At 70.1% G+C, this 23,790-nt stretch carries 24 protein-coding genes; 13 read left to right on the forward strand and 11 right to left on the reverse strand.

Translation table 11 applies throughout. The features are described from left to right. The first annotated feature begins 8 nt into the window (after positions 1-8). On the forward strand, positions 9-884 hold the full coding sequence (locus IEX13_RS10705; RefSeq protein WP_188664036.1) for a cytochrome c oxidase subunit 3: 876 nt from the start codon (positions 9-11) through the stop codon (positions 882-884). 51 nt (positions 885-935) lie between these two features. On the opposite strand, the gene IEX13_RS10710 is transcribed toward IEX13_RS10705, so the two are convergent. Next, on the reverse strand, positions 936-1,163 hold the full coding sequence (locus IEX13_RS10710) for a twin transmembrane helix small protein (RefSeq protein ID WP_188664038.1): 228 nt from the start codon (positions 1,161-1,163) through the stop codon (positions 936-938). Between the two features lie 57 nt (positions 1,164-1,220). Between IEX13_RS10710 and IEX13_RS10715 the strand changes: the two genes are divergently transcribed. From IEX13_RS10715 to IEX13_RS10740, 6 genes are all read left to right on the forward strand, one after another. Continuing rightward, entirely contained in the window at positions 1,221-1,919 is a 699-nt protein-coding gene (locus IEX13_RS10715; protein WP_308423906.1) for an SURF1 family protein, read from the forward strand. Continuing rightward, the gene (locus tag IEX13_RS10720; protein ID WP_188664042.1) at positions 1,916-2,482 is read left to right on the forward strand and encodes a hypothetical protein; all 567 of its coding nucleotides are present in this window, start codon (positions 1,916-1,918) and stop codon (positions 2,480-2,482) included. Before IEX13_RS10715 ends, IEX13_RS10720 begins: the two co-directional genes overlap by 4 nt. Positions 2,483-2,489: 7 nt before the next feature. Further along, complete coding sequence (locus tag IEX13_RS10725; protein WP_188664044.1) at positions 2,490-3,635, forward strand: COX15/CtaA family protein; 1,146 nt, start codon at positions 2,490-2,492, stop codon at positions 3,633-3,635. Next, positions 3,632-4,591: a heme o synthase gene (cyoE, locus tag IEX13_RS10730; RefSeq protein ID WP_188664046.1), complete on the forward strand. Its 960-nt coding sequence runs from the start codon at positions 3,632-3,634 to the stop codon at positions 4,589-4,591. Before IEX13_RS10725 ends, cyoE begins: the two co-directional genes overlap by 4 nt. Positions 4,592-4,678: 87 nt before the next feature. Further along, positions 4,679-5,047, forward strand: a complete 369-nt coding sequence (locus IEX13_RS10735; RefSeq protein WP_188665284.1) for a BlaI/MecI/CopY family transcriptional regulator — start codon at positions 4,679-4,681, stop codon at positions 5,045-5,047. Then, on the forward strand, positions 5,037-6,869 hold the full coding sequence (locus IEX13_RS10740; protein WP_188664048.1) for a TonB family protein: 1,833 nt from the start codon (positions 5,037-5,039) through the stop codon (positions 6,867-6,869). The genes IEX13_RS10735 and IEX13_RS10740 overlap by 11 nt, the downstream gene beginning before the upstream one ends. Positions 6,870-6,907: 38 nt before the next feature. Here the strand turns inward: IEX13_RS10740 and IEX13_RS10745 are convergent, their stop codons facing one another. The 5 genes from IEX13_RS10745 to rpsU form a co-directional block, all read right to left on the reverse strand. Continuing rightward, a complete protein-coding gene (locus IEX13_RS10745) occupies positions 6,908-8,872 on the reverse strand; it encodes a S9 family peptidase (RefSeq protein WP_229668526.1) in 1,965 nt (654 codons plus the stop codon). Positions 8,873-8,928: 56 nt separating this feature from the next. Beyond that, a complete protein-coding gene (locus IEX13_RS10750; protein ID WP_188664050.1) occupies positions 8,929-9,945 on the reverse strand; it encodes a mechanosensitive ion channel family protein in 1,017 nt (338 codons plus the stop codon). A gap of 8 nt (positions 9,946-9,953) precedes the next feature. Beyond that, complete coding sequence (dnaG, locus tag IEX13_RS10755; RefSeq protein ID WP_188664052.1) at positions 9,954-11,690, reverse strand: DNA primase; 1,737 nt, start codon at positions 11,688-11,690, stop codon at positions 9,954-9,956. Between the two features lie 82 nt (positions 11,691-11,772). Beyond that, entirely contained in the window at positions 11,773-12,219 is a 447-nt protein-coding gene (locus tag IEX13_RS10760; protein ID WP_188664054.1) for a GatB/YqeY domain-containing protein, read from the reverse strand. Positions 12,220-12,322: 103 nt separating this feature from the next. Continuing rightward, on the reverse strand, positions 12,323-12,538 hold the full coding sequence (gene rpsU, locus IEX13_RS10765; RefSeq protein ID WP_034223607.1) for a 30S ribosomal protein S21: 216 nt from the start codon (positions 12,536-12,538) through the stop codon (positions 12,323-12,325). 137 nt (positions 12,539-12,675) lie between these two features. Here rpsU and tsaD point away from each other — a divergent pair, with 137 nt between their 5' ends. Genes tsaD through folK form a run of 3 tightly spaced genes read left to right on the forward strand, consistent with a single transcriptional unit; the run spans position 12,676 to position 14,546 of the window. Continuing rightward, positions 12,676-13,689, forward strand: coding sequence for a tRNA (adenosine(37)-N6)-threonylcarbamoyltransferase complex transferase subunit TsaD (gene tsaD, locus IEX13_RS10770; RefSeq protein ID WP_188664055.1), 1,014 nt, complete (start codon positions 12,676-12,678; stop codon positions 13,687-13,689). A gap of 12 nt (positions 13,690-13,701) precedes the next feature. Next, a complete protein-coding gene (gene folB / locus IEX13_RS10775) occupies positions 13,702-14,058 on the forward strand; it encodes a dihydroneopterin aldolase (protein ID WP_188664057.1) in 357 nt (118 codons plus the stop codon). Continuing rightward, entirely contained in the window at positions 14,055-14,546 is a 492-nt protein-coding gene (gene folK, locus IEX13_RS10780) for a 2-amino-4-hydroxy-6-hydroxymethyldihydropteridine diphosphokinase (protein WP_188664059.1), read from the forward strand. Before folB ends, folK begins: the two co-directional genes overlap by 4 nt. A 14-nt stretch (positions 14,547-14,560) precedes the next feature. Here the strand turns inward: folK and IEX13_RS10785 are convergent, their stop codons facing one another. After that, positions 14,561-16,240 (reverse strand): hypothetical protein, encoded by a 1,680-nt coding sequence (locus IEX13_RS10785; RefSeq protein ID WP_188664061.1) that lies wholly within the window; start codon positions 16,238-16,240, stop codon positions 14,561-14,563. Positions 16,241-16,369: 129 nt separating this feature from the next. On the opposite strand from IEX13_RS10785, the gene IEX13_RS10790 reads away from it, so the two are divergent. Beyond that, on the forward strand, positions 16,370-17,203 hold the full coding sequence (locus IEX13_RS10790) for a DUF6159 family protein (protein WP_188664063.1): 834 nt from the start codon (positions 16,370-16,372) through the stop codon (positions 17,201-17,203). 32 nt (positions 17,204-17,235) lie between these two features. Here IEX13_RS10790 and IEX13_RS10795 read toward each other — a convergent pair whose 3' ends face one another. Next, positions 17,236-17,976 (reverse strand): pteridine reductase, encoded by a 741-nt coding sequence (locus IEX13_RS10795; protein ID WP_188664065.1) that lies wholly within the window; start codon positions 17,974-17,976, stop codon positions 17,236-17,238. A 56-nt stretch (positions 17,977-18,032) separates the two neighbouring features. On the opposite strand from IEX13_RS10795, the gene IEX13_RS10800 reads away from it, so the two are divergent. Both IEX13_RS10800 and IEX13_RS10805 read left to right on the forward strand, forming a co-directional pair. Continuing rightward, on the forward strand, positions 18,033-19,217 hold the full coding sequence (locus tag IEX13_RS10800) for a class I SAM-dependent methyltransferase (protein ID WP_188664067.1): 1,185 nt from the start codon (positions 18,033-18,035) through the stop codon (positions 19,215-19,217). Next, the gene (locus tag IEX13_RS10805) at positions 19,217-19,615 is read left to right on the forward strand and encodes a VanZ family protein (protein WP_188664069.1); all 399 of its coding nucleotides are present in this window, start codon (positions 19,217-19,219) and stop codon (positions 19,613-19,615) included. Before IEX13_RS10800 ends, IEX13_RS10805 begins: the two co-directional genes overlap by 1 nt. An 18-nt stretch (positions 19,616-19,633) precedes the next feature. Here IEX13_RS10805 and IEX13_RS10810 read toward each other — a convergent pair whose 3' ends face one another. The 3 genes from IEX13_RS10810 to IEX13_RS14335 are packed head-to-tail and all read right to left on the reverse strand — an operon-like array spanning position 19,634 to position 23,782. Next, entirely contained in the window at positions 19,634-20,866 is a 1,233-nt protein-coding gene (locus IEX13_RS10810) for a multifunctional CCA addition/repair protein (protein ID WP_188664071.1), read from the reverse strand. A 4-nt stretch (positions 20,867-20,870) separates the two neighbouring features. Next, a complete protein-coding gene (locus IEX13_RS10815; protein WP_188664073.1) occupies positions 20,871-21,812 on the reverse strand; it encodes a complex I NDUFA9 subunit family protein in 942 nt (313 codons plus the stop codon). Next, positions 21,809-23,782: a transglycosylase SLT domain-containing protein gene (locus tag IEX13_RS14335; RefSeq protein WP_188664075.1), complete on the reverse strand. Its 1,974-nt coding sequence runs from the start codon at positions 23,780-23,782 to the stop codon at positions 21,809-21,811. The genes IEX13_RS10815 and IEX13_RS14335 overlap by 4 nt, the downstream gene beginning before the upstream one ends. Between the last annotated feature and the right edge of the window lie 8 nt (positions 23,783-23,790).

Consider the following 23,790-nt stretch of genomic DNA (forward strand, 5'->3'; position numbering starts at 1 on the left):
GGAACCCCATGGCACAGACCCACGACGACCCGAACATCTACTACGTCCCCCACCACAGCCCCTGGCCCTTCGTGGGTTCGATCACGCTGTTCACCACCATGGTGGGCGTGGCGAACTGGTTCAACGGCCATGGCTGGGGCGAGCCGGTGTTCTACATCGGCCTGGTGGCCACGCTGGCGGTGCTGTTCGGCTGGTTCGGCAACGTCATCGCCGAGTCCGTGTCCGGCCGCTACAACGACCAGGTCGATGCCTCGTTCCGCATGGGCATGATGTGGTTCATCTTCTCGGAAATCATGTTCTTCGCGGCCTTCTTCGGCGCGCTGTACTACACGCGCCAGTTCGCGCTGCCGTGGCTGTCGGGCGAAGGCGACGGCGCGCTGACCAACCAGTTCCTGTGGCAGGGCTTCAGCGCCGGCTGGCCCAGCAATGGTCCGGCGGAAATCGGTGGCTCCTTCCAGACCATCTCGGCCTGGGGCCTGCCGCTGGTCAACACCCTGCTGCTGCTTTCGTCGGGCGTCACCATCACCATCGCCCACCACGCCCTGAAGGCCAACAAGCGCGGTGCGCTGCTGTTCTGGCTGGGCGCCACCATCGCGCTGGGCGCGATCTTCATGGTGGTGCAGGGTTACGAGTACTACCACGCCTATGCCGAGCTGGGCCTGACGCTGGGCTCGGGCATCTACGGCTCGACCTTCTTCATGCTTACTGGCTTCCACGGCATGCACGTGATGCTGGGTACGATCATGCTGGCCATCATCTGGCTGCGCTGCCTCCGGGGCCATTTCAGCCCCGACCACCACTTCGGTTTCGAAGCCGTGGCCTGGTACTGGCACTTCGTGGACGTGGTCTGGCTTGGCCTGTTCATGTTCGTCTACGTGATCTGATCACGCGGACAAACCGGAAAACGTGGGCCGGCCTTGCGCCGGCCCGCTGCTTTAAGGGCCGGCGCGGCCGATGCCGTGCGGTTCGACCAGGCCGGTGGCGATGCCGATGATCACCAGCACGATCATGGCGACCGACAGGCCGATGCGCCAGCTCAGGGAGTTCACGGTGCGCTTGCTGCGCCCCTTGTCCACCATCATGTAATACAAGCCGGCGCCCAGGTTCCACAGGATGAAAATGAAGAATCCGACGACGACCAGGGTCTTGAGTTCACTGCTCATGCAAAGGGCCGGTGGTGATGTCTGCCGCGCATTATCCGCCTACCGGGCACTCCGGTGGTGAAACGCCGCGTCCTGCCCGCGCTCTTCGGCCTGTGCCTGGTGCTGGGATTTTCGGCGCTGGGCAACTGGCAGTGGGGCCGCGGGCTGGAAAAGCAGGCCATGCTCGACGCCGCGGAGGCCGCGCGCGCCGAAGCGCCCTGGCCGCTGTCGGCCGCCGACACCACGCAGGGCGTGAACCGCGCCGCCGGCGGTGGCCGCTTCCTCGACACGCCGCCGCTGTGGCTGGACAACCAGCGCCGCGGCCAGCGCGTGGGCGTGCGCCTGTACTGCGCCTTCCAGCCGCACAGCGGCACGGCGCTGCTGGTGGACCTGGGCTGGCTGCCTTTGCCGGGCGACCGCACCTTGCCGCGCGAGGCCTGCCCGGCAGGTCCCGCCGACCTGTCCGGCCTGCTGGCGCCGCCGCCGGCCGTGGGCCTGCGCCTGGGCGGCGGCCTGGAATCACGCGACGGCGGCCAGCGCTGGCTGGCCCTGCACCTGGAACCGGCCGAGGTCGCGCGCGCCTGGCAGCTGCCGGCGCTGGCGCCGCGCGTGCTGCGCCTGGACCCGGCGCTGCCGCTGGGCCATGAACGCGACCTTGAGGTGCTGGCGAATACGCTGCCTCCTGAAAAACACCGCGGCTACGCCATCCAGTGGTTTGGCCTGGCCTTCGCCACCCTGGTGGTGACCCTTCTCCTGTGGTTCCGGAAACGCCCATGACTTCGCCCGACAACGCCACCTCGTCCAAGACCCGTTCGCGTCTGCAGCTGCTGCTGGTCGCGGCCTTTTTCCTGGGCAGCTTCGGCATCGCCGCCAGCCTGTTCTTCGGCGGCTGGAAGCCCAGCCAGACCCGCAACATCGGCGAAATGCTCGACCCCTACCCGGACCTGCGCGAGCTCGCCCTCAAACAGGCCGATGGCAGCGACTGGCAGTGGCAGCCGGCCGAGCGCAACTGGCACGTGGTGTTCGTGGCGCCGGAAGGCTGCGGCGAGCCCTGCGCGCAGATGCTGGCCGCCCTGCAGCGGGTCTGGGTGTCGGAAGGCCGCCACGCCGAACGCCTGAAGGTGCTGTGGTTCGGCGAGGTGCCCGCCGGCGCCCCCGAATTCGCCGGCCTGGTGCCCATGCAACCCAGCCCGGCCCTGGCGGCGAAGCTGCCCGACACCGCGCGCCCCGACGCGCTGCCGGCCTACCTGGCCGACCCCAATGGTTACCTCGTCCTGCGTTACGCCCCGGGCTTCAATCCGTCCGGCCTGCGCAAGGACCTCGGACGTGTGTTGAAGTAGGCCCCTGATGATCGCCCCCTCCCGTCATTTCCATCGCCTTGCCTGGGCGGCCGTGCTGCTGGCCCTGGTCGTGATCGTGTTCGGTGGTTTCGTCCGGCTGTCCAACGCCGGCCTGAGCTGCCCGGACTGGCCCACGTGCTACGGCAAGGCCACCTGGCCGACCCAGGACCACGAGATCGCCGCCGCCAACGCCGGCTACGAACGTATCGTCGAAGTCTCCAAGGCCTGGCGCGAACAGTTCCACCGCCACATCGCCGCGCTGCTGGGCGTGCTGGTGCTGGCGCTGGCCCTGCTGGCCGCGCGCAAGCGCAAGGGCGGGGTGGGCAGCGTGCTGGCGGCGTCGGCCCTGGTCGGGCTGTCGATCCCGGTGTACATGGGCGTGGGCATGGCGCCCAACCACGAACTTTCCGTCGCGCTGTGGCTGGCCGGCGAACTGATCCTGCTGGTGCAGGCCCTGCGCTGGTCGAACGTCGATGCCGCGCGCCTGTCCACGCTGCTGCTGATGGTCATCGTCTTCCAGGCGGTGCTGGGCATGTGGACGGTCATCTGGCTGGTGAAGCCGGTCATCGTCATGGCGCACCTGATGGGCGGCCTGCTGACGCTTTCGCTGCTGACCTGGCTGGCCTGGAAGACCACGCCCTGGGGCCCGCTGGTCAGCGCCGAGGCGCCCAGGCTGCGGCGCCTGCTGTGGATCGGCCTGGTGCTGCTGGTGGTGCAGATCGCCCTGGGCGGCTGGACCAGCGCCAACTACGCCGCGCTCGCCTGCGGCACCGACTACCCGACCTGCCTGGGCCAGTGGTGGCCCGAGCAGGACTACCGCGAAGGCTTCATCCTGTGGCGCGGCATCGGCGTGGACTACGAGGGCGGCGTGCTCGACGGCCCGGCGCGCGTGGCCATCCAGATGGCGCACCGGCTGATGGCCATCCTGGTCGCCGGCCACCTGCTGGTGGTCGCGTTCAAGCTGCTGCGTTCCACCGGCCTGCGGTATTCCGGCGGCCTGCTGCTGGTGCTGCTGTGCGCGCAGGTCGCGCTGGGCATCAGCAACATCGTGCTGGGCCTGCCGCTGTGGGTGGCGGTGGCGCACAACGCCGGCGCGGCCATGCTGCTGTTCACCGTGGTGGGGCTGCTGGCGCGGCTGCGGGCGCCGGAATGAGCCTGCCGCTGGCCGCCTACTGGGAACTGACCAAGCCGCGCGTGGTGGCGCTGATCGTGTTCACCGCGATCATTGGCATGTTCCTGGCCATCGAGCCGGGCCAAGCCTGGCCCTGGGAACGCCTGGTGCTGGGCGCGGTCGGCATCTGGCTGGCGGCGGCTTCGGCGGCGGCCATCAACCACCTGCTCGACCAGCGCATCGACGTGCTGATGGCGCGCACCCAGCACCGGCCGCTGGCCACCGGCTCGCTGCGTCCGGCGCAGGTGCTTGGTTTCGCGCTGGTGCTGGGCGCCGTGTCGATGTTCATCCTGGCCTGGCGGGTGAACGTATTCACCGCGGCGCTCACCTTCGCGTCGCTGATCGGCTACGCCGTCATCTACACCGGTTACCTCAAGCGCGCGACGCCGCAGAACATCGTCATCGGCGGCCTGGCCGGCGCGGCGCCGCCGGCGCTGGGCTGGGCGGCCGTGAAGGGCTGGCCGGCGGGTGTGTCGTTCTGGGGCCTGGCCGGCGCGCCGCTGCACTACGACCACGCGCTGCTGCTGGTGCTGATCATCTACGTCTGGACGCCGCCGCACTTCTGGGCGCTGGCGATCTTCCGCCGCGACGACTACGCCAAGGCGCTTATCCCGATGCTGCCGGTCGTGTACGGCGTCACCTACACGCGCTGGCAGATCCTGTTCTACACGGTGCTGCTGCTGGTGGTGACCGTGCTGCCCTACGTGGCCGGCATGAGCGGCGTGTTCTACCTGGGCGGCGCGCTGGTGCTGGGCGCGGTGTTCCTGTGGTACGCCATCCGCCTGCTCGACCCGCCCAGCGAGTGGTACGCGATGCAGGTGTTCAACTATTCGATCGTGTACCTGATGGCCCTGTTCGCCTTCCTGCTGGCCGACCACTGGCTCCTGCGCGACGCCGCCGCCCTCGCCACCCAGACCCTCGACTTCGTCCCCGCCTGACCCCATTTTTCGTGGGCGCTTGACATTGTGTTTTACAGGCGTAAATTGACCATCAATTACGCGTGTAAAGGGAATGACATGGCCGGGATCTCCATCAGCGAAGCCGAAAGCGAGGTCATGAAGGCCCTCTGGGCGGCCGGCGAGGCCACCGCCGAGGACCTGATCGCCGCCGTCGCCGGCCCGCAGGGCTGGGCCGAGGCCACCGTGCGCACCCTCATCAACCGCCTGCTGACCAAGGGCGCGTTGTCGGCCGAACGCGAAGGCCGGCGCTACCGCTACCGCCCCGTCCTTACCCACCAACAGTGGCTGGCCGAACAGTCCAGCGGCGTGCTCGAGCGCCTGTTCGGTGGCCGGGTCGCGCCGCTGGTCGCGCACTTCGGCGAACAGGGCAAGCTGACCCGCCGCGACATCGACGAACTGCGCAAGCTCATCGAGGACTTCGACGATGGCCGCTGAGATCTTCGACTGGCTCCTTCGTTCCGGCCTGGCGCTGGCCGTGGCGGCCTGCCTGGTGATGGCGCTGCGCCCGCTGTGGCGCCGCTGGCTGGGCGCCGGCGCGGTGTTGTGGCTTTACCTTTTGCTGCCGGCCGCGCTGCTGGCCACCAGCCTGCCGGGGCCGACGATCGTGGTCGACGTGCCCGTGGCCCACGAACCGACCTCGGGCCCACAGGTCATGGCGACGGCTGCGCCGACGCTGCGCCCGCCATTGCCGTCGGCCAGCCTGTCCGCGGGCCTGCCCGTCGCCAGCGTGGCTTCGCATTCCCCTGCGTCGATCCCCCCGGTGTCCCGGGACCCGCAGTTCGGCGCGCTCACCGCCGGCCTGCTGGCCTGGGCCGCCGGGGCCTTGGCCCTGGCCGGCTGGCTGCTGGTGCAGCAGCGCCGCTTCCGCCGCCGACTGGGGGCGCTGCAAAAGCGCGACACCGGCCTGTGGCAGGCCAGTGCCGACGACATCGGCCCGGTGGTGATCGGCCTGCTGCGCCCGCGCATCGTCGTGCCGGCCGATTTCGAGCAGCGCTACGACCCGCAGCAGCGCGAGCTGGTGCTGGCCCACGAACGCGTGCACCTGCGCCGCGGCGACCTGCCCATGAACGCCCTGGCCTGCGCGATGCGCTGCCTGTTCTGGTTCAACCCGCTGGTGCACCTGGCCGCCGCCAAGCTGCGGCTTGACCAGGAACTGGCCTGCGACGCCGCCGTGCTCGCCCGACATCCCCGCGCCGGTCGCGCCTACGCGACCGCGCTTCTCAATACGCAGCTGGCCGACCTTGGACTGCCGGTCGGCTGCGCATGGCAGTCCAGCCATCCCCTCACCTGGAGAATCTCCATGCTCAAGAAGCCCCTGCCGGGAACCACCCGGCTGATGCTGGGCGCCGGACTCGCCGTTCTAGCCAGCTCCGCCGCCGCGACGGCGATGTGGCAGCAGCAGCCGGCCACCATCGTTTCCCTGCCCGCCGTTTCCGTGGCGGCCGCGACGGCGCCCCTGCCGCCACTCGCCGTCGAAGGCAGCGTACCCGCGCCTGCGCCGTCGGCCGTGCCTGCGGTCGCCTTCGCCGCGGTCGCCGTGGCGCCCGCGGTTGCGCCGGCACCGGTACGCCCGGTGGCTTCCGTGGCTCCGGTCGCCGCGCCCGGGCCGGCGCCGGCTTCAGAGGCCATCGCCCCGACGGCGGCCCCCGGCAAGACCACGACCACGCCGGCGCCCCAGGCTTCCACCGTCTCCGCATCCGGGACGGCGACGGCCGGCGTCGTCCAGCCGCAGCGCGCGCCGCTGGCGCCGCCGCCTTACCCGGAGCGCATCTACGCCTACAGCCAGAACCCACCGCTGCCGCCGCCGCCCATGCCGACGACGGAGTCCGGGCTGCTCGAGGTCACCGAACCCAAGGTGGTGCTGGTCGCAGGCGCCAACCCGGGCGCCGACGCCGCCGACTACCAGCCGCCGCGCATCCGCCTGGCCAAGCCCGCCCGCCTGCCGTTCCTGGCCAGCGTGCGCCCGGAAACCCTGGTGGCCTACGGCATGGTCATGAAGGTCAGGCTCGACAGCACGGGCACGCCGGTGGACGTGGAAGTCCACGACAGCAAGCTCACCGACGTGTACGAGCGCAATGCCCTGGCGGCGGTGAAGCGCTGGCGCTTCGAGCCGGCCCGCAGCGCCGGCCGCGCCCAGGAAGCCACGGTGCTGGTGCCGGTGTGGTTCGCGGGCTCGTCGGTCAGCAACTTCGCCATGGAAGCCTTGCGCCACCCGAAGCCGCAGTACCGGGCGCCGCAGGCGGTCGCCGGCCAGTAAGGAAGCGGGACGGGTGCAGTGCACCCGTCCCCGACCCGCTAGTCGGCCAGCAGGTGCTCCTGCCAGAACAGCATGGCCGCCGCACCGAAATAATCGCTGTTGCCCTTCTTGCGGAAGCCGTGGCCTTCGTCCTTGAACATCAGGTACCAGACCTCGCCGCCGTTGCCGCGCACCGCTTTCACGATCTGCTCGGCCTCGGTCCAGGGCACCCGGGGGTCGTTGTAACCCTGGGCAACGAACAGCGGTGACGTGATGCGATGGGCGTTGTTCAGCGGCGCGATGCGGTCGTGGAAGGCCTTCATTTCCGGCACGCGTTCGTCGCCGTACTCGGCCCGGCGCAGGTCGCGGCGGTAGTCTTCGGTGTTCTTGAGGAAGGTGCCGAAGTCGGAGATGCCGACCACGTCGATGCCGGCGCGGATGCGTTCGGGGTAGTCCACCATCGACGCCAGCACCATGTAGCCGCCGTAGCTGCCGCCCATCACGCCCACGCGGTCTGCGTCGAGCTCGGGGCGGGTGGCGATCCAGTCGAGCAGGGCGCCGATGTCCTTCACAGAGTCCTTGCGCAGCAGGCCGTTGTCGAGCTGCAGGTAGGTCTTGCCGTAGCCGGCCGAGCCGCGCACGTTGGGCACCAGCACGGCCACTTGCAGTTCGTTGAGCAGGAACTGCGTGGATGGATTGAAGGTCGGGAAGGCCTGCGATTCCGGGCCGCCGTGGATGCTCACCACCACCGGGAAGGGGCCGTCGCCCTCGGGCCGGTAGTAGAAGGCGGGGATGGTGCGCGGCTGGCCATCCAGCTCGTCGAAGGTGGGGAAGCGCACCAGTTCGGGCGCGCGGAAACGTGACGCGTCCAGGCCGCCGACTTCGCTTCGGGTCCAGCGCACCAGCGCATTGTCGCCAAGCTGCACCACGTACACGTCGCTGGGCGAGGTCGCGCTGTTGAGCGTCAGCGCCAGGCGCTTGCCGTCGGGGGAAAAGCCGAAATTGCCGATCACGCCGATCGGCAGTTCGGGAAGCGCGACTTCCTCATGGCCGGGCAGGGTGAGCACGTGCAGCTTGCTGATGCCGTCTTCGTTCGTGGCGTAGGCCAGGTGGCGGCCGTCGGCGGCGATGTCCAGGTCCATCACGTTCCAGGGGATGTGGCCGCTGACCAGCGTCGGTGCGCCGCCGCGCGGGTCGTGGTGGCGCAGGGTCTGGAACTCGCGCTCCTCGTCCGACACGTAATAGACGCTGCGGCCATCGGGCCCGTAGCGGAAGGCGCTGAACCCGGCCCTGCCGCCGTCCACCGGGAACAGGCGCAGCTTGCCCGACGCCAGGTCCACTTCACCGGGGTAGGCTTCGTTGACCGAGACGTACTTCATCACCAGCAGGCGCTTGCCGTCCGGCGAGAAGTCCGTTGGCCGCCACATGCCGCCTTCCTGCAGCACGATGCGCGATTCGCCGGTGGCCAGGTCGCGCACCCACAGGTCGTAGTCCCTGCCGTTGCGCGCGGTGCTGGCCCAGGCCAGCTGCCTGGAATCCTTCGAAAACAGCGGGCCGGCGTTCTGGCTGCGGCCGCCGTCGGTCAGCAGGCGTGCTTCGCGCGCGTCCAGGTCGTACCAGAAAAGCTGCCAGAACTCCGAGCCGCCCACGTCCTTGCCGAACACGAAGCCGTTGCTGCCTGGCGTGGTGGTGACGGCCGAAAGCGGCTCGTTGTAGAAGGTGATTTGTTCGCGCATGCCCAGGGGTTCGCGTACGCGGTGCACCTGGCTGGTTTCGCCAAAGCGCGTGCTGATCACCAGGCTGCCGTCGGGCAGCCAGCCCGAGAAGCTGGCGCCGCGGGTGTTCTGGTAGCGGTTGAGGCGTTCGACCAATTCGGCCGGCACGTCCGGCAGGTTTTCGCTGATGCGGTTGCCGACGTCCAGGCGTTCAACGGGCGTGCGCGGCTTGACGGGTTCGACCGGGGACTCGGCCAGGACGGGCGGCGCCAGCAGGGCCGCGGTCAGCATCATCACGATCAAACGCATGCGTGGATTCCCCGGTGTGGTCAGGCCCGCAGCATACCGTCGGGGAACGGGGACGGCTATTCGCGCGGCGCCGAGGGGTCGAGCAGGTTTTCGCCGGATGTCTCGCGTTGTTCCTGGTCGATTTGCCGGTCGATGTCGTCCCGGACGCGGGTGTCGACGGGCGTCTGCGTCGGTGTTTGCTCCGCAGGTGCCGCCGGCGGGGCCGCCCTGGCGCTTGCGGCGGGCGAGTTGCTGATCTGCACGCGGTAGGTGGGCTCGGGCATGTCGAAGCCGGCGCGTTCAAGCGCCAGCTTCACGCGGCGGATGGCTTCGCCCATGACCGTGCCGAAGTCATGGCTGCGCTGGTCCACCCAGCCGAAATAGCGCACCTTCACGCTGGAGTCGCCCAGCCCGATGATCCGCGCGCGCGGCGGTGGGTCGGACAGCAGTCCCTCGACGTCGCGCAGGGTTTCCACGCCCAGCGACTGGGCGCGCACCAGGTCTTCGTCCACGCCGACGCCGATGTCGAACTCGAAGCGCCGGCTGGGGTTGCGCGTGTAGTTGAGCGTGACGCCGCGAAAGACCATCGCGTTGGGCAGGCGCAGGTGGTTGCCGTCGAGCGTCATCAGGATGGTCGCGCGCGAGGTCAGCGCGACGATCACGCCTTCGTTGCCGTCGATCACCACGTGGTCGCGCGGCGCGAACGGTTGCCGCAGGCTCATCAGCAGGCCGGCCAGGTAATTTTCCAGGATGTCCTTGAAGGCGAAGCCCAGGGCCACGCCCAGCACGCCGGCGGTGCCAAGCACGGCGCCCACCAGGGCCGTGGCGTTGAGTATTTCCAGGGCAATCAGCACGCCGGCCAGCAGCACGGCCCAGCGCACGGTGGTGCGGGCGAGGTCCTGCATGAAGGGGTTGCGGCGCGCCATGCGGCCCACCAGCGCGCGCTGCGACAGCCAGCGGCCCAGCAGCCAGGCCAGCAGCACCACGACCAGCGCCACCGCCAGCAGTGGCAAGTAGGCCAGCCAGGCATGCATTTCCTCGACCAGGCGTTCCAGGCTGGGGGCGAGCTCGCGGGTGCCGGCTTCGATGGCCATGCGGTCTCCTATCGGGGGGTGGCGTGCAGTTCGCGCAGTTCAGCCTTTTCCACGTCGGACAGGCCGGACATGCCGACTTCGCGGATGCGCGCCTGCAGTTCGTCGATGCGCTGCTGGCTGACCTGGCGGTCGAGCTGGACCAGGGCGTCGACCAGTTCATGGCCCCAGGCCGATTCTTCGCCGGGGAATCCCTGCAGGGCGAGTTTCTGCAGCGCCGCTTCTTCTTCGCGGCCGGCGAAGTGTTCCAGCACGGCACCGGTGGTGATGCCGGGGCGGCCGCGCACCAGTTCCAGCAGCTCCACCAGCAGCGGGATGCCGGGCTGGCGCAGCACCGCGAACCGGTAGGGCGGCTGGATGACGTCGGAAAGCGTTGGCTTCTGCAGCAGCAGGGCGATGGCGGTGCGCACCAGGCTGCGCCGCGGCGCCGGCGCGCCGCCGCGACCGCCGCGCATGGACGGGGTGGGGCGCGTGGGCTCGGCCGCCGGCGCGCGCTGGCCGACGCCGGTCAGTTCGGTCAGGCGCTGCTTCATCAGGTCGAGGAAGGCGCCGTCTGGAATGCCGGCGACCAGCGGCTTGGCCCGTTCCGCCAGGCGCGCCTTGCCCTCCATGCCGGCCAGGTTCACGTCCTTGGACAATTCGTTGAAGAAGAACTCCGACAGCGGCGTCGCCTGCGCCAGCCGTGCGTCGAAGCCGGCCGCGCCTTCCTTGCGCACGATGCTGTCGGGGTCTTCGCCGTCGGGCAGGAACAGGAAAAACGCCTGGCGGCCGTCGCGCATGCGCGGCAGCACCGATTCGAGCGCCTTCCAGGCGGCGCCGCGGCCGGCGCGGTCGCCGTCGAAGCAGAAGTACACGTCGGCGGCGTTGCGGAACAGCAGCTCGGCGTGGTCGGGCGTGGTCGCGGTGCCCAGCGTGGCGACGGCGGTGTTGACGCCGTACTGGAACAGCGCCACCACGTCCATGTAACCCTCGACGACGATCAGCCGCGGGATCTTCGCGTGCGCCTGGCGCACCTGCCACAGGCCGTAGAGTTCGCGGCCCTTGTGGAAGAGCGGGGTTTCCGGCGAGTTGAGGTACTTGGGGCCGTCGTCTTTCTCCATCACGCGGCCGCCGAAGGCGATGACGCGGCCGCGGCGGTCGTGGATGGGGAACATCACCCGGTCGCGGAACTTGTCGTAGACGCGGCCGGCGTCGTTGCGCGAGAACAGGCCGACCTTTTCCAGCAGCGCCAGCCGGCGCTCGTCGGTGCCCAGGGCGGACTTCAGGCCTTCCCAGCCGTCGGGCGCGTAGCCGATGCCGAAGCGCGCCCGGTTTTCGGCATCGACACCGCGTTTCTCGAGATAGGCCCGGGCCTTCGCGCTGCCTTCGAGCTGCTGCTGGAAGAACTTCGCGGCGGCGTCGACGGCCAGGTAGAGCTCGCGCGATTCGCCCGACTCGTTGCGCTGGCGGGTGTCGCGCGGTACTTCCATGCCCACGCGCTTGGCCAGTTCCTCGACCGCGTCGAGGAACTCGAGGCGGTCGTAGTTCATCAGGAAGCTGATGGCGGTGCCGTGCGCCCCGCAGCCGAAGCAGTGGTAGAACTGCTTGGTCGGCGACACCGTGAACGAGGGCGAACGCTCGTCGTGGAACGGGCACCGCGCCGAATACTCCCGCCCCTGCCGCTTGAGCGGCACGCGCGAACCCACCACCTCGACGATATCCGTCCGGGCGAGCAGGTCGTCGATGAAGGCGTCCGGGATACGAGCCATGTCACCCAAGCATGACACTAAAAAATGGGGTCAGAGAACATATTCGTTTGAAACGAATATGTTCTCTGACCCCATTTTTGAATCAGCCGGCCAGGGACTTCTTGACCAGCTGGGAAACCAGGCCCATGTCGGCCTTGCCGGCCAGGCGCGGCTTCAGGACGCCCATCAGCTTGCCGATGTCGGCCGGGCCCGCGGCATGGGTTTCGGCCTTGGCGGCGTCGATGGCGGCCTGGATCTCGGCTTCGGCCATCTTGGCCGGCAGGTAGGCCTCGAGCACGCCCAGTTCGTAGCGTTCGACCGCGGCCAGGTCTTCGCGGCCGGCGGCTTCGTACTGGCTGATCGAGTCCTTGCGCTGCTTGACCATCTTTTCCAGCACGGCCAGCACCAGCGGGTCGGTCATTTCGACGCGCTCGTCCACTTCCTTTTGCTTGATCGCGGCCAGGATCAGCCGGACCACGCCCAGGCGGTCCTTCTCGCCGGACTTCATCGCGGCCTTCATGTCTTCGGTCAGCTGGGTCTTGAGGCTCATCGGGGTTCTCCGCAGGTCAGGCATACACGGCGCCGGGGTGGCGCCAGAAACACAAAAAGCCGGCCACGCTCGCGCGTGCCGGCTTTCTGGCAAGCAACGCGGCTCAGTAAAGGCGCTGGCGCTTGGTGACGTCGCGCGAGCTGCGGCGCAGCTGGCGCTTCACCGCGGCGGCGGCCTTGCGCTTGCGCTCCTGGGTCGGCTTCTCGTAGTACTCGCGCTTGCGGGTCTCGGCGAGGACGCCGGCCTTTTCGCAAGTGCGCTTGAAGCGACGCAGCGCAAACTCAAACGGCTCGTTTTCGCGGACTTTGACAGACGGCATGTTCGATTCCTGGGATCTATGGATGTCGCACGGCAACACCGGCGAGCCGCGTATGATACGCGGGTCCGGCGCCGGCAGGCAAGCCAGCCCCGCCTTTTCCTCCCGCACCCCTCCCGAAATCCCGAAAAAACAGGCACATGCGCGTCCTGGGAATCGAAACCAGCTGTGATGAAACCGGCGTGGCGGTCTACGACACCGACCGCGGCCTGCTGGCGCACGCCCTGTTCAGCCAGATCAGCCTGCATGCCCAGTACGGCGGGGTGGTGCCCGAACTGGCCAGCCGCGACCACGTGCGCAAGCTGCTGCCCCTGGTCCGCCAGGTCCTGGCCGAAGCCGGGCTGGCCCCGGCCGACCTCGACGGCGTGGCCTATACCGCCGGCCCCGGCCTGGTGGGCGCCCTGATGGTCGGCGCCGCCACCGGCCGGGCCCTGGCCTGGGCCCTGGACCGGCCGGCCGTGGGCGTTCACCACATGGAAGGCCACCTGCTGGCGCCCCTGCTCGAGGACCCGGGCCTGAAGCCGCCCTTCGTGGCCCTGCTGGTCTCGGGTGGCCACACCCAGCTGGTGGAAGTGGCCGCCGTGGGCGAATACCGCCTGCTGGGCGAAACCCTGGACGACGCCGCCGGCGAGGCCTTCGACAAGACCGCCAAGATGATGGGCCTGCCTTATCCCGGCGGCCCGGAACTGGCCCGCCTGGCCGAATCCGGCCGCCCCGGCCTGTTCAGCTTCTCCCGGCCGATGACCGACCGGCCCGGGCTCGATTTCAGCTTCTCCGGGCTCAAGACCCAGGTGCTGCTGGCCTGGCAGGGATCGGACCAGACCCCGGAAACCCGGGCCGACATCGCCCGCGGTTTCGAGGACGCCGTGGTCGAGACCCTGGCCATCAAGTGCCAGCGCGCGCTCGACCAGACCGGCGCCCGCACCCTGGTGGTGGCCGGTGGCGTCGGCGCCAACGCCCGCCTGCGCGAACGCCTGCAGGCGCTGGCGGAAAAACGCGACGCCCGCGTCTGCTTCCCGCGCCCGGCCTTCTGCACCGACAACGGCGCCATGATCGCCTTCGCCGGCGCCCTGCGGCTGATGGCCGGCCAGCACGAAGCCGCCGTCGTCACCGTGACGCCACGCTGGGACATGGCAAGCTTGCCGTCCGTTTGACCAGGAACTGACATGGACAAGGTTTTCATCGAAGCGCTCGAGATCGAGTGCGTCATCGGCATCTACGACTGGGAGCGCAAGATCCGCCAGCCGGTCGTGTTCGACATCGAGATGGCCTTCGACAACACCCGTCCGGCCGCCACCGACGACATCAAGGACACGCTCGACTACAAGGCCGTCAGCAAGCGCCTCATCCAGTTCGTGTCCGAGTCCGACTTCGGCCTGGTCGAGTCCCTGGCCGAACGCTGCGCCGCGATCATCCTGGAAGAATTCGGCGTGCAGCACGTGCGCCTGAAGCTGGCCAAGCCCGGCGCCGTGCGCGGCTCGCGCGCGGTGGGCGTGATCATCGAGCGCCAGCGCACCGCGTGAGCACCGCCTGGCTGAGCCTGGGCAGCAACCTGGCGCCGGCCGACAACCTGGCCCGCGCCGCCCACGCCCTGCGCGAACAGTTCGGCGACGTGGTGTTTTCGCCGGTGTACCGTACCCCGGCGGTGGGCTTTCAGGGCCCGGATTTCCTCAACGCCGCGGCGGTCATCACCACCGACCTGTCGCCGGTCGAACTCAATAACTGGCTGCACGCGCTCGAGGACCGTTTTGGCCGCGACCGCAGCGGGCCGCGTTTTTCCAGCCGGCCGCTGGACATCGACATCGTCTTCTACGACGACCTGGTGCTCGAAGGCCCGGGCAACCTGCGGCTGCCACGACCGGAGCTGCAGTTCGCCTTCGTGCTCAAGCCGCTGTGCGACGTTGCGCCCGGTCATCGCGTGCCGGGCGACGGCCGCACGCTGGCCGAACTTTGGTCGGCGCATCCGGACCGAAAGGCCCCGCCGGCGCCCGAGTCGCTGGACCTGGGGTAGGCCGCCGCCTCGCCCTAGCGGCAGCGCGAGGCGCCGTCGGCGAAGTCGCGGTTCATGCGCTGCACGGGTTCGAGCAGCGGGGCCGGCGTGCCATCGAGCGCGTACAGGCCGCCGTATTGAACGTGGTCGAAAAGCAGCACGTCGCGCAGCGCGAAGTCGCCGCCGCGGGCGAGCAGCAAAACCTCAAGTTCGCTTTCGCCGGGGGCGGGCGCGATCGGCGCGCAACGGCGCTGCAGCCCGGTGGCATCGAAGGCCAGGGATGCCGGTTCCGCACCGGCGCGCACTTCGATCACGCCCGGCGTGCGCACCTCCGCCTGCACGCAAACCTGGTCCTGCAGGGCGTCGCCGGTGCGCGGAAGGCGGCCGTGGCGGCGTGGCACCCATTGCCGGAGTTGATCGCCATCGGCGAACGCCAGCTGGAAATCGCCCGAGGCCAGTGGCTCGAGCGCGGCATCGGCGGCGCCCTGGGCGCGCTGCAGCGTCCAGCCTTCCAGTCCGTAGCCGAAGGCCGGGTTGTGCAGCGGGTTTTCGGCGTAGTCGCGGGTGGTCCACAGCCCGTAGCCCATCACCGGGTGCGCGGCCATCGTGCACACCGCCGCGTGCAGGAAGGCGGCCGTGTCCTCCGGGCGGATGACGGCGTTGTTGTCGTGGCCGGGCGTGTTGTCGACGAAGTTGAACTGGTCGATGAACATCGGCCGCCCGGCCTGGGCGAACTGCCCCAGCATCGTGTCCAGCAATTCCAGGCTGCGTTCGGCCGGCAGGCGTTCGCCCTGGTTTAGCGCGCCCCAGTAGGGCGCCCAGTAGATTGTCAGCGGCTGGCCCGCGGGCAGGGCCAGCATGCCGGGATGGCCAATCCATTCGGCGACCACCGGCTGGCCGTCGGGACCGGTTTCAAAGCGCGGGTCGCTGTCCACGCGCACTTCCAGCGACAGCGCCGGGAAAAGGTCCGCGGCCGGCTTCATGAATCGCTCGACCAGCAGCCAGTCCCAGTAACCGTGGAACAGGCGGGCATCCTGCACGGGATCGGGCAGGGCGTCGCTGCGTGCCTCGTTGGCGGGCAGCGTGGCCAGGTAGGCCAGCCAGTCGGCGCGCGCGCTTTCATCCACGCGCCGCAGCCACAGGTCTTCCCAGCTCATGAAGGCCAGCACCACCGACTCGCGGTCCTGCACTTCGCGGGACACGCGCTGCAGGAAAGCGTGGAAGGCGGCGCGCACCTCCGGTTGGTTCAGCACCCGCTGCTGGCGTTCGCCGATGTCGCCGGCTTCGGGGTGGAAGCTCCAGCCGTAACCCAGTCGCAGCATCACCTTCAGGCCGGCCTCGTCGGCGCGGTCAAGCAGGAATCGCAGGCGTTCGAAGGCACGCTCGTCGTACCGGCAGCAGGGTTCGAACACCGGCTGGAAATCACCCCAGGCCACCAGCAGCACCACCGTGTCGAAGCCGTCGGCGCGCAGCCGGGCGAAATCCTCCGCCACGTGCTCACGCCGGAAGCCGGAAAGGAAGTTCTTCGGCCACTGTCGCCCGAACCAGTGCGCGGCGACGTGGCGCGCCGGCGCCGGGGCGGGCACGGCGCTTGCCTGCGGGTCCTGCACGCCGGAGGCGGGAAGCGCGGCCGGCACCGGCTCGCTGGGGCGGCAGGCCGCCAGCAGCAAACCGAGGCTGGCGATCATCATGAAAGCTGCGGCGCGCAAGGGCATCGACAGGTCCATTGGGCGGGGGCGCGCCGATTATATGCGGGACACGGCGCCGGGCAGGGGTGACTTCCGGCCTTGCGGCGCTGCAGCAAGGCCGCATAATCAGGGGCGTCATTCGGGGAGGAAGACGCCATGTTCGACAAGATTTCCCGCAGCTGGCACCTGGTCAAGGCCAGCGCCGGCGTACTGCGCACCGACAAGGAACTGCTGCTGTTCCCGGTCATCTCGGGCATCGCCACGCTGCTGGTGGCGCTGACCTTCCTGGTGCCGGTGCTGGGCCTGCGCCTGTTCGAAGGCGGAGAGATCGGGCCGGTCGGCTTCGTGGTCGGCTTCCTTTTCTATGTCTCCCAGTACTTCGTCATCTTCTTCTTCAACACCGCCCTGGTGGGCGCGGCGATGATCCGCCTCGAGGGCGGCGACCCGACCGTGGCCGACGGCCTGCGCATCGCGCGCTCGAAGATCGGCGTCATCCTGGGTTACGCCGCCATCGCCGCCACCGTCGGCATCGTGCTCAAGGTCCTGGGTGAACGCGCCGGCTTCGTGGGCCGGATCATCCTCAACCTGGTCGGCATGGCCTGGACCTTCGCCACCTTCCTGGTGGTGCCGATCCTGGTGACCCGCGACGTCGGGCCGATCGACGCGGTGAAGGAAAGCGTCACCCTGCTCAAGCGCACCTGGGGTGAAAACGTGGTCGGCAACGTCGGCATCAACTTCGCCTTCGGCCTGATCACCACCGCGGTGGTGGTGCTGGCGATCGCGATGGTGGTCGGCGCGGCCATGCTGGGCGGCCCCAAGTTCGCCACCGTGGCCGTGGTCGTCGGCGTCATCGCGGTGGCCGGCGTGGCGGTGTTCCAGGCCGCGCTGTCTGGCGTCTATTCCGCCGCGGTCTATCGCTACGCCGTCGACGGCCAGGCGCCGGAAGGTTTCTCCGGCGGCGAACTGCAGGCCGCGTTCCGCCCGAAATAACCGCCCTGCGGCAGGAGCGCCCTCGGGCGCTCCTACATGTTCACGGACCGGCCGCCGTCGACGCGGATGACCTCGCCCGTCGTGTAGCGGGCGTCCTGGACCAGCCAGCGCACGGCTTCGGCCACGTCGTCCGGTTCGCCGGCGCGCCCGAGCGCGGTGTTCGCCAGCATCGCCTGCTTCTCATGTTCGGCCTTGCCTTCCTCGGGCCACATCACCGCACCCGGCGCCACCGCGTTCACGCGCACCTCGGGGCCCAGTTCGCGCGCCAGCGACCGGGTCATCATCAGCAGCGCCGCCTTGGCCATGCAGTAGATGGTGTGCGCGGGCAGGGGGCGTTCGCCGTAGATGTCGCCCAGGTTGACGATGGCGCCACCGGCCTGCCGAAGCAGCGGCGCGGCGGCCTGGGCCAGGAAGAACGGCGCCCGGGCGTTCGAGGCGAACAAGTCGTCCCAATCCGCCGGCGTCGCTTCGCCGACCGGCGTCGGCCGGAAGCTGCTGGCGTTGTTCACCAGCGCGTCGAGCCGGCCGAAACGCGCCTGCACGGCCTGAACCAGCGCCGCCGGCGCGGCGGGGTCGGCCAGCTCGGCCTGCAGCACCAGGGTGCTGCCGGCGCGCGCGGCCTCCAGCCCGGCCACCAGCGTGGCCATGGCGTCGGCCGAGCCGCGGTGGTGCAGGGCCAGGTCGAAGCCGGCGGCATGCAGGCGGCGGGCGATCACGGCGCCGACGCGCTTGGCGGCACCGGTGATGAGGGCGACGGGACGGTCGGTGGACATTCAGGAGCTCCGCGGGTTTGCCGGTATCCTGCGCGTTGGCCGATGAAGATTCCAACATGAGCGCAAGAATGCCGGCGCCCGGCGCCGATGCCCGGGCCCACAGCGACCGCCTGCTGGCCCTGGTCAAGGACCAGCTGGCCGCCGCCGGCGGCGTGATTCCCTTCTCCCGCTACATGGAGCTGGCGCTGTACGCGCCGGGGCTGGGGTATTACAGCGCCGGCGCACGCAAATTCGGCGCCGCCGGTGATTTCGTCACCTCACCGGAGCTGGGCCCGACCTTCGCCGCGTGCGTGGCGGCCTGCGCGGCCGACGTGTTCGGACAGCTGGGCGGGCGCGCGGAGTTCCTGGAACTGGGCGGCGGCAGCGGCGCTTTCGCCGAAGCCGCGCTGCGCCGGCTGGACGAACTCGACGCCTTGCCCGCGCGCTATCTCATCCTCGAGCCCAGCGCCGACCTGCGTGAACGCCAGCTCGAACGCCTGCGCGAATCGCTGCCCGCACGCCTGTTCGACCGCGTGCACTGGCTCGATGGCCCGCCGGAAAAGGCCTGGCGCGGTTTCCTGTTCGCCAACGAAGTCATCGACGCCCTGCCGACGCCGCGCTTCGCGATCCGCGACGGCGAGGTGTTCGAAGAATACGTAGCCCTGGGCGCCGACGGCGGACTGACCCGCGTCGACCAGCCGGCCGACGCCCTCTTGCACGCGGCGGTGCGCCACGTCGAACGCGACATCGGCACGCCTTTCGCCGACGGCTACCGGTCGGAACTGCTGCCGCAGCTGCCGTACTGGATCCAGGCGGTGGGCGGGCTGCTGCGCGACGGCGCCATGCTGTTCGTTGATTACGGCTACCCGCGCCGCGAGTACTACCTGCCCGAACGCGACGACGGCACCCTGGTCTGCCATCGGCAGCACCATGCGCACGGCGACCCCTTCGACCTGCCGGGGCTGACCGACATCACCGCCTTCGTGGACTTCACGGCGCTGGCCGAAGCCGGCGTCGGCGCCGGATTCGAGCTGGCCGGCTACAGCGCCCAGGCCAGCTTCCTCATCAACAGCGGCCTGCCCGAATGCCTGGCGGCCATCGAAGCCATCGACGACCCGGTGGCCCGCCTGGCCCGCACCAACGAGGTCAAACGCCTGACGCTGCCCGGTGAAATGGGCGAACGTTTCCAGGCCATGGCCTTCCAGCGAGGCGTGGATATCCGGCCGCGATTCGCACGCGGCGACCTGAGCCGCCGGCTGTGATGCTGCGCGCCTTTCGTTTCCCCGGGCTTTGGCTGGGTCTGTGGATGCTGGGCTGGGGGCTGTGCATCGCGCTGTCGCTGATGCCGCCGGTGGCCCTGCCGGGGCCGGCGCACTCGGACAAGCTGGGGCACTTCCTGGCCTACTTCGTGCTGTCGGCCTGGGCGGTGTGGACGTTCCGCACGCGGCGCGCGCACCTGCTGGCGGCCCTGGGCCTGGTGGCGCTGGGCATCGCCATGGAGGTGGCCCAGGCCAACCTCACCCGGGTGCGCCTGGGCGACGTGCGCGACGCCCTGGCCAATACGCTGGGCGTGGCGGTGGGGCTGTCGCTGACGTTCACGCCGCTGCAGTGCCTGCTCGAGCGCGTGGATCGGAAACTGTTCCGCGCAAGGAACACGTAGGGACGGCCCGGGGCCTGCCTACGGAGGCGTCGACGCCCTGGCCGCCTTGATGGCCTCGATGCGCGCCTTGCGCAGCCATTCGCCCACCGCCGGGCCGGACAGCCCCTTGGCCACCGCGTGCCCGGCCGACACCGACGCGGCGGCGGCGTGCAGCGTCACCAGCAGCCGCGCCGAGGGGTAGTCGGCGTCTTCGCGGCCCAGCCGGCCGCGGGAATCGGCTTCGCACACCAGCGCCAGCTGGCGCACGCGTTCGGGTTTTCGGAAGGCGTCGCAGCGCGAGAGCAGTTCGTGCACGGTGTCCGGGCGCAGCTCGGCCAGCCGGTGCACGTTGAGGTGTTCGCGGCAGCAGATCTCGGCGACCGCGGCGTATTCGGAAGGCAGCTTGTAGCGCGCGCACACCGCGCGCAGCGGGCGCACGCCGGAATGTTCGTGGCCGATGTGGCGGGGCAGCTTGTCCGTGGGCGTCAGCGCCTTGCCCAGGTCGTGGGTCAGCGCGCAAAACCCGACCAGTGCGTCGCCCGGCGCCAGGCGCGCCGCCATGTCCATCACCATCTGCACGTGCACGCCGGTGTCCACTTCCGGGTGGTATTCCGGGCGCTGCGGCACGCCGTAGAGCGCATCCACTTCCGGCAGCAGCTTCGCCAGGGCGCCGCACTCGCGCAACAGCGCGATCGCCGCCGACGGGCGCGGCATTTCCAGCGCCTTCTTCAGCTCCTGCCACACGCGTTCCGGCACCAGGTGGTCGACTTCGCCGGCCGCCACCATGTCGCGCATCAGCGCCAGCGTTTCCGGCGCCACCGTGAAACCCAGCGGCGCGAAGCGCGCCAGGAAGCGCGCTGCACGCAGGATGCGCACGGGGTCCTCGGCGAACGCCGGCGAGACGTGCCGCAGCACGCGCGCCTCGACGTCGGCCGCGCCGCCGAACGGGTCGGTCAGCCTGCCGTCCTCGGCCTGCGCGATGGCGTTGATGGTGAAGTCGCGCCGGGCCAGGTCCTGGTCCAGGGTGACGTCGGGCGCGGCGTGGAAGACGAAGCCGTGGTAACCGGGCGCGGTCTTGCGCTCGGTGCGCGCCAGCGCGTGTTCCTCCTTCGTTTCCGGGTGCAGGAAGACCGGGAAGTCCTTGCCCACCGGCAGGTAGCCGGCGCGGATCATGTCCTCGGGCGTGCTGCCCACCACCACCCAGTCGCGGTCGCCCCCCGGCTGGCCGAGCAGCCGGTCGCGAACGGCGCCGCCGACCAGGTAGCGTTGCATCGGCTCAGCGCGCCGCGCGGAAGCGCTGGTAGCGGGCCTGGCGTTCGTCCACGTGGCCCAGGATGACCGGCAGCTTGTCGGCCACGCGCGTGGCCGGGATGCCCAGGCGGTGCAGGCCGTCGATGCCGCCGACCGAATCGGTCATCAGCGAGCGGAAGTTGTCGGACGAAAACGGCTTGCCCGGCACGAAGTCGAACACCAGGGCCTGCAGCCGGCCCAGCGCATCGGGCAGTGGCAGCACCCAGCGGCGCAGGCCCATCTGGCGCGCGGTCAAACGCACGATGTCGGCCAGGGTGAACACGTCGGGCCCGTAGAGTTCGTAGACCTCGCCGCGGCTGCCGCGCAGGTGCAGGCAGCGGCGCATCGCTTCGACCACGTCGCCCACGTACACCGGCGCGAATTTCGCCTTCGCGCGCGCCAGCGGCATCACCGGCGCGATGCGCAGCAGGGCGGCGAAGCGGCAGAACAGGCCGTCGCCGGGGCCGAACACCACGGACGGTTCGAAGATGGTCCAGTCCAGGCCCGAGGCCTTCACCGCCGCTTCGGCTTCGCCGCGCGACTTGAGGTAGTGGCTGCGGCCGCGGCCGGCGTTGAGCGAACTCATCTGCAGCAGGCGGCGCACGCCGGCCAGCTGCATCGCGGCGATCACCAGCTTGGTCAGCTCCACGTGCGCACGGCGGAAGCCGCGGCCGTTGTCGCCCTTTTCATTGAGGATGCCGACCAGGTTGATCACCGCGTCGGCGCCGGCGAAGGCACTGCGCAGCACGTCCGGGTCGTACACATCGACCTCGCGCAGCGCCACGCCCGGCGGCAGCAGGCGATCGTAATGCGGGCCCAGGTTGCGGCTGAGCAGGGTGACGGCGTGGCCGTCGGCGGCGAGGCGGGCGACCAGGTGGCGGCCGATGAAACCGGTGCCACCGAGCACGACGAGCTTGAGCGGGGTCATGGCGTGGAGTCTGGACCTGTCGGAAGGGGGCAGGCAAAGGGGCGGCGGGCGGACGTGGCCACGGTGCGGCCGAGCATGCGTTCGGAAACCGGCACCGCGGTGCCGTCCAGGCGCCAGTCGTAGATGACGCTGAAGGCAAGCACGCGGGCGACGTACTCGCGGGTTTCCTTGTAGGTGACCGTTTCGATCCAGAGGTCCGGGTCGAAGCCGGGGCGGTCCCGGTTCCACCGTTTCACCGGCGCCGGGCCCGCATTGTAGGCGGCGATGGCCTGGTAGGCGATGCCCCCGTGGTCGTCGAGTTCGTGGCGCAGGTGGGCGATGCCCAGCACCATGTTGGTTTCCGGGTTGTACAGGCTGGCCGCGCCGGTCCAGGCGAGCCCCAGCTTGCGGGCGGTGCGTTCGGCCGTGGACGGCAGCAGCTGCATCAGGCCCATGGCGTTGGCGTGCGAACGCGCGCGCGGCATGAAGGCGCTTTCGGCGCGGGTCTGGGCGGCGACCCAGGCCGGGTCGACGTTGTGGCGGCGGGCTTCGCGGCGCAGCACGTTTTCGTGGTGCAGCGGGAAACGCAGCGAGTAGTAGCGCAGGTCGTCGGGCTTGTCGCCGATGGTGAACACGGCGCGGTCGTACCAGTGTGCGTCGCGGGCGAATTCGATCGCGACCTTGCGCTCTTCGTCGCTGAGCTCGTCAAGCAGTGCGGCCCACTCGCGGATCGCCGGCAGGCGACGGTCGATGGTGTGCAGTTCCAGCGCGCGCGCCAGGCCGGGATGGTTGGCGACGCGCGCACGCAGCGCGGCATCGTTGGACGGTTCCAGCGGGCACAGGGCATAGGCCTGGCCCAGGCGGTCGGCGGCCAGGAAACCGTGGAAGGTGGCGGTGGTGGCGGCCCTGGCGAACAAGCCGCGCGCGGCGTCCTTGCGGCCCAGTCGTTCGAGCACGCGGGCTTCGAAATACTGCCAGCGCGGGTCGTTGCGCTGCGTCGCGGGCATGCGCGACAGCGCATCGAGCGCGCCGGCGTCGTCGCGGCGGTTCAGCGCCTCGCGCACGCGCCATTCATGCAGGCGTTCGTCGTAGGCGCTGGCGGGCACGGCGGCCAGGCGTTCGCGGGAACCGGGCAGGTAGGACGCCACTGTCCACAGCGCCACCTGGTAGAGCACCTTGCCGCGCGCGGCTTCGTCCAGGCCCAGGGCCTTGTCCAGCGCCGCCAGGCGGGTTTCCGCCTCGTCGGGCGACTTTCGCGCCAGCCGGGCCAGGCCTTCGGCGGCCACCGCGCGGCTGCGCGCGTCCTTGGGCCAGGCGCTGGCGCGGTCGTGCGGCTTGTCGACGAAGTCGGCGTAGTCCTTGACGCGGGCTTCTTCGGCGGCCGGCAGGTCGCGCGCCAGGAAGCGGGCCAGTCCGGTCTGGCCGGCCAGCAAGGCCAGCTCGATGCGCTGCCAGCGGGCGTTGCGGTCGATGTGGCCCAGGCCCTGCAGCGACGCCAGCGGCGCGTCGCAGGTTGAAGGCAGGGATTCCGGGGTTAGCCACAGTGCGCGGCCGTCGGCGATCCACTGCGCGTCGGTGCCGCCGGTGGCCAGGCGCGCGGCCAGGTGGGCGCAGCGCAGGTCGACCGATTCCGACGGCTGGTAGTCGGCGATGAAGTCCGACCAGCGCCGGTTCGCCGCCAGGTGGTGTAGCCAGGCCGAGCGCAGCCAGTCGCCGGCGGCCAGGCCGTCATGGCGGGACAAGACGGCGCGCACCTCGTGCGCCGGCGCCGACGCCAGCTTGCGGCGCATCTGGGTCACTTCGACCCAGGGCAGCAGGGGGTGGTCCTGCACGCGCGCCAGGTCGGTTAGGCTCAGCTGCCCCTGGTCGGCCAGGCGGAAGGCTTCCAGGATGGCCGGCCGCTGCGGGCCAAGATCCGGCGGGCGCACTTGCGCCGCCACGTTAGTGGCCAGCGCGCCGGCCAGCAGACAGGTAAGAATTCGCCTCGACATGCCCCAGA

It is taken from the genome of Arenimonas soli, assembly GCF_014643775.1.
In the GTDB taxonomy this organism is placed as follows: Bacteria; Pseudomonadota; Gammaproteobacteria; order Xanthomonadales; family Xanthomonadaceae; genus Arenimonas; species Arenimonas soli.

Bases quoted from the DNA above. Each gene is read 5' to 3' on its own strand.
- cyoE (WP_188664046.1), top strand. From the start codon at position 3,632: ATGAGCCTGCCGCTGGCCGCCTACTGGGAACTGACCAAGCCGCGCGTG.
- folB (WP_188664057.1), top strand. From the start codon at position 13,702: ATGGACAAGGTTTTCATCGAAGCGCTCGAGATCGAGTGCGTCATCGGC.
- rpsU (WP_034223607.1), bottom strand. From the start codon at position 12,538: ATGCCGTCTGTCAAAGTCCGCGAAAACGAGCCGTTTGAGTTTGCGCTG.
- IEX13_RS10800 (WP_188664067.1), top strand. From the start codon at position 18,033: ATGAGCGCAAGAATGCCGGCGCCCGGCGCCGATGCCCGGGCCCACAGC.
- IEX13_RS10815 (WP_188664073.1), bottom strand. From the start codon at position 21,812: ATGACCCCGCTCAAGCTCGTCGTGCTCGGTGGCACCGGTTTCATCGGC.
- IEX13_RS10745 (WP_229668526.1), bottom strand. From the start codon at position 8,872: ATGCGTTTGATCGTGATGATGCTGACCGCGGCCCTGCTGGCGCCGCCC.
- IEX13_RS10750 (WP_188664050.1), bottom strand. From the start codon at position 9,945: ATGGCCATCGAAGCCGGCACCCGCGAGCTCGCCCCCAGCCTGGAACGC.
- tsaD (WP_188664055.1), top strand. From the start codon at position 12,676: ATGCGCGTCCTGGGAATCGAAACCAGCTGTGATGAAACCGGCGTGGCG.
- IEX13_RS10705 (WP_188664036.1), top strand. From the start codon at position 9: ATGGCACAGACCCACGACGACCCGAACATCTACTACGTCCCCCACCAC.
- IEX13_RS10710 (WP_188664038.1), bottom strand. From the start codon at position 1,163: ATGAGCAGTGAACTCAAGACCCTGGTCGTCGTCGGATTCTTCATTTTC.
- IEX13_RS10790 (WP_188664063.1), top strand. From the start codon at position 16,370: ATGTTCGACAAGATTTCCCGCAGCTGGCACCTGGTCAAGGCCAGCGCC.
- IEX13_RS10795 (WP_188664065.1), bottom strand. From the start codon at position 17,976: ATGTCCACCGACCGTCCCGTCGCCCTCATCACCGGTGCCGCCAAGCGC.
- IEX13_RS14335 (WP_188664075.1), bottom strand. From the start codon at position 23,782: ATGTCGAGGCGAATTCTTACCTGTCTGCTGGCCGGCGCGCTGGCCACT.
- IEX13_RS10760 (WP_188664054.1), bottom strand. From the start codon at position 12,219: ATGAGCCTCAAGACCCAGCTGACCGAAGACATGAAGGCCGCGATGAAG.
- IEX13_RS10725 (WP_188664044.1), top strand. From the start codon at position 2,490: ATGATCGCCCCCTCCCGTCATTTCCATCGCCTTGCCTGGGCGGCCGTG.
- IEX13_RS10720 (WP_188664042.1), top strand. From the start codon at position 1,916: ATGACTTCGCCCGACAACGCCACCTCGTCCAAGACCCGTTCGCGTCTG.
- dnaG (WP_188664052.1), bottom strand. From the start codon at position 11,690: ATGGCTCGTATCCCGGACGCCTTCATCGACGACCTGCTCGCCCGGACG.
- IEX13_RS10785 (WP_188664061.1), bottom strand. From the start codon at position 16,240: ATGCCCTTGCGCGCCGCAGCTTTCATGATGATCGCCAGCCTCGGTTTG.
- IEX13_RS10805 (WP_188664069.1), top strand. From the start codon at position 19,217: ATGCTGCGCGCCTTTCGTTTCCCCGGGCTTTGGCTGGGTCTGTGGATG.
- IEX13_RS10740 (WP_188664048.1), top strand. From the start codon at position 5,037: ATGGCCGCTGAGATCTTCGACTGGCTCCTTCGTTCCGGCCTGGCGCTG.
- IEX13_RS10810 (WP_188664071.1), bottom strand. From the start codon at position 20,866: ATGCAACGCTACCTGGTCGGCGGCGCCGTTCGCGACCGGCTGCTCGGC.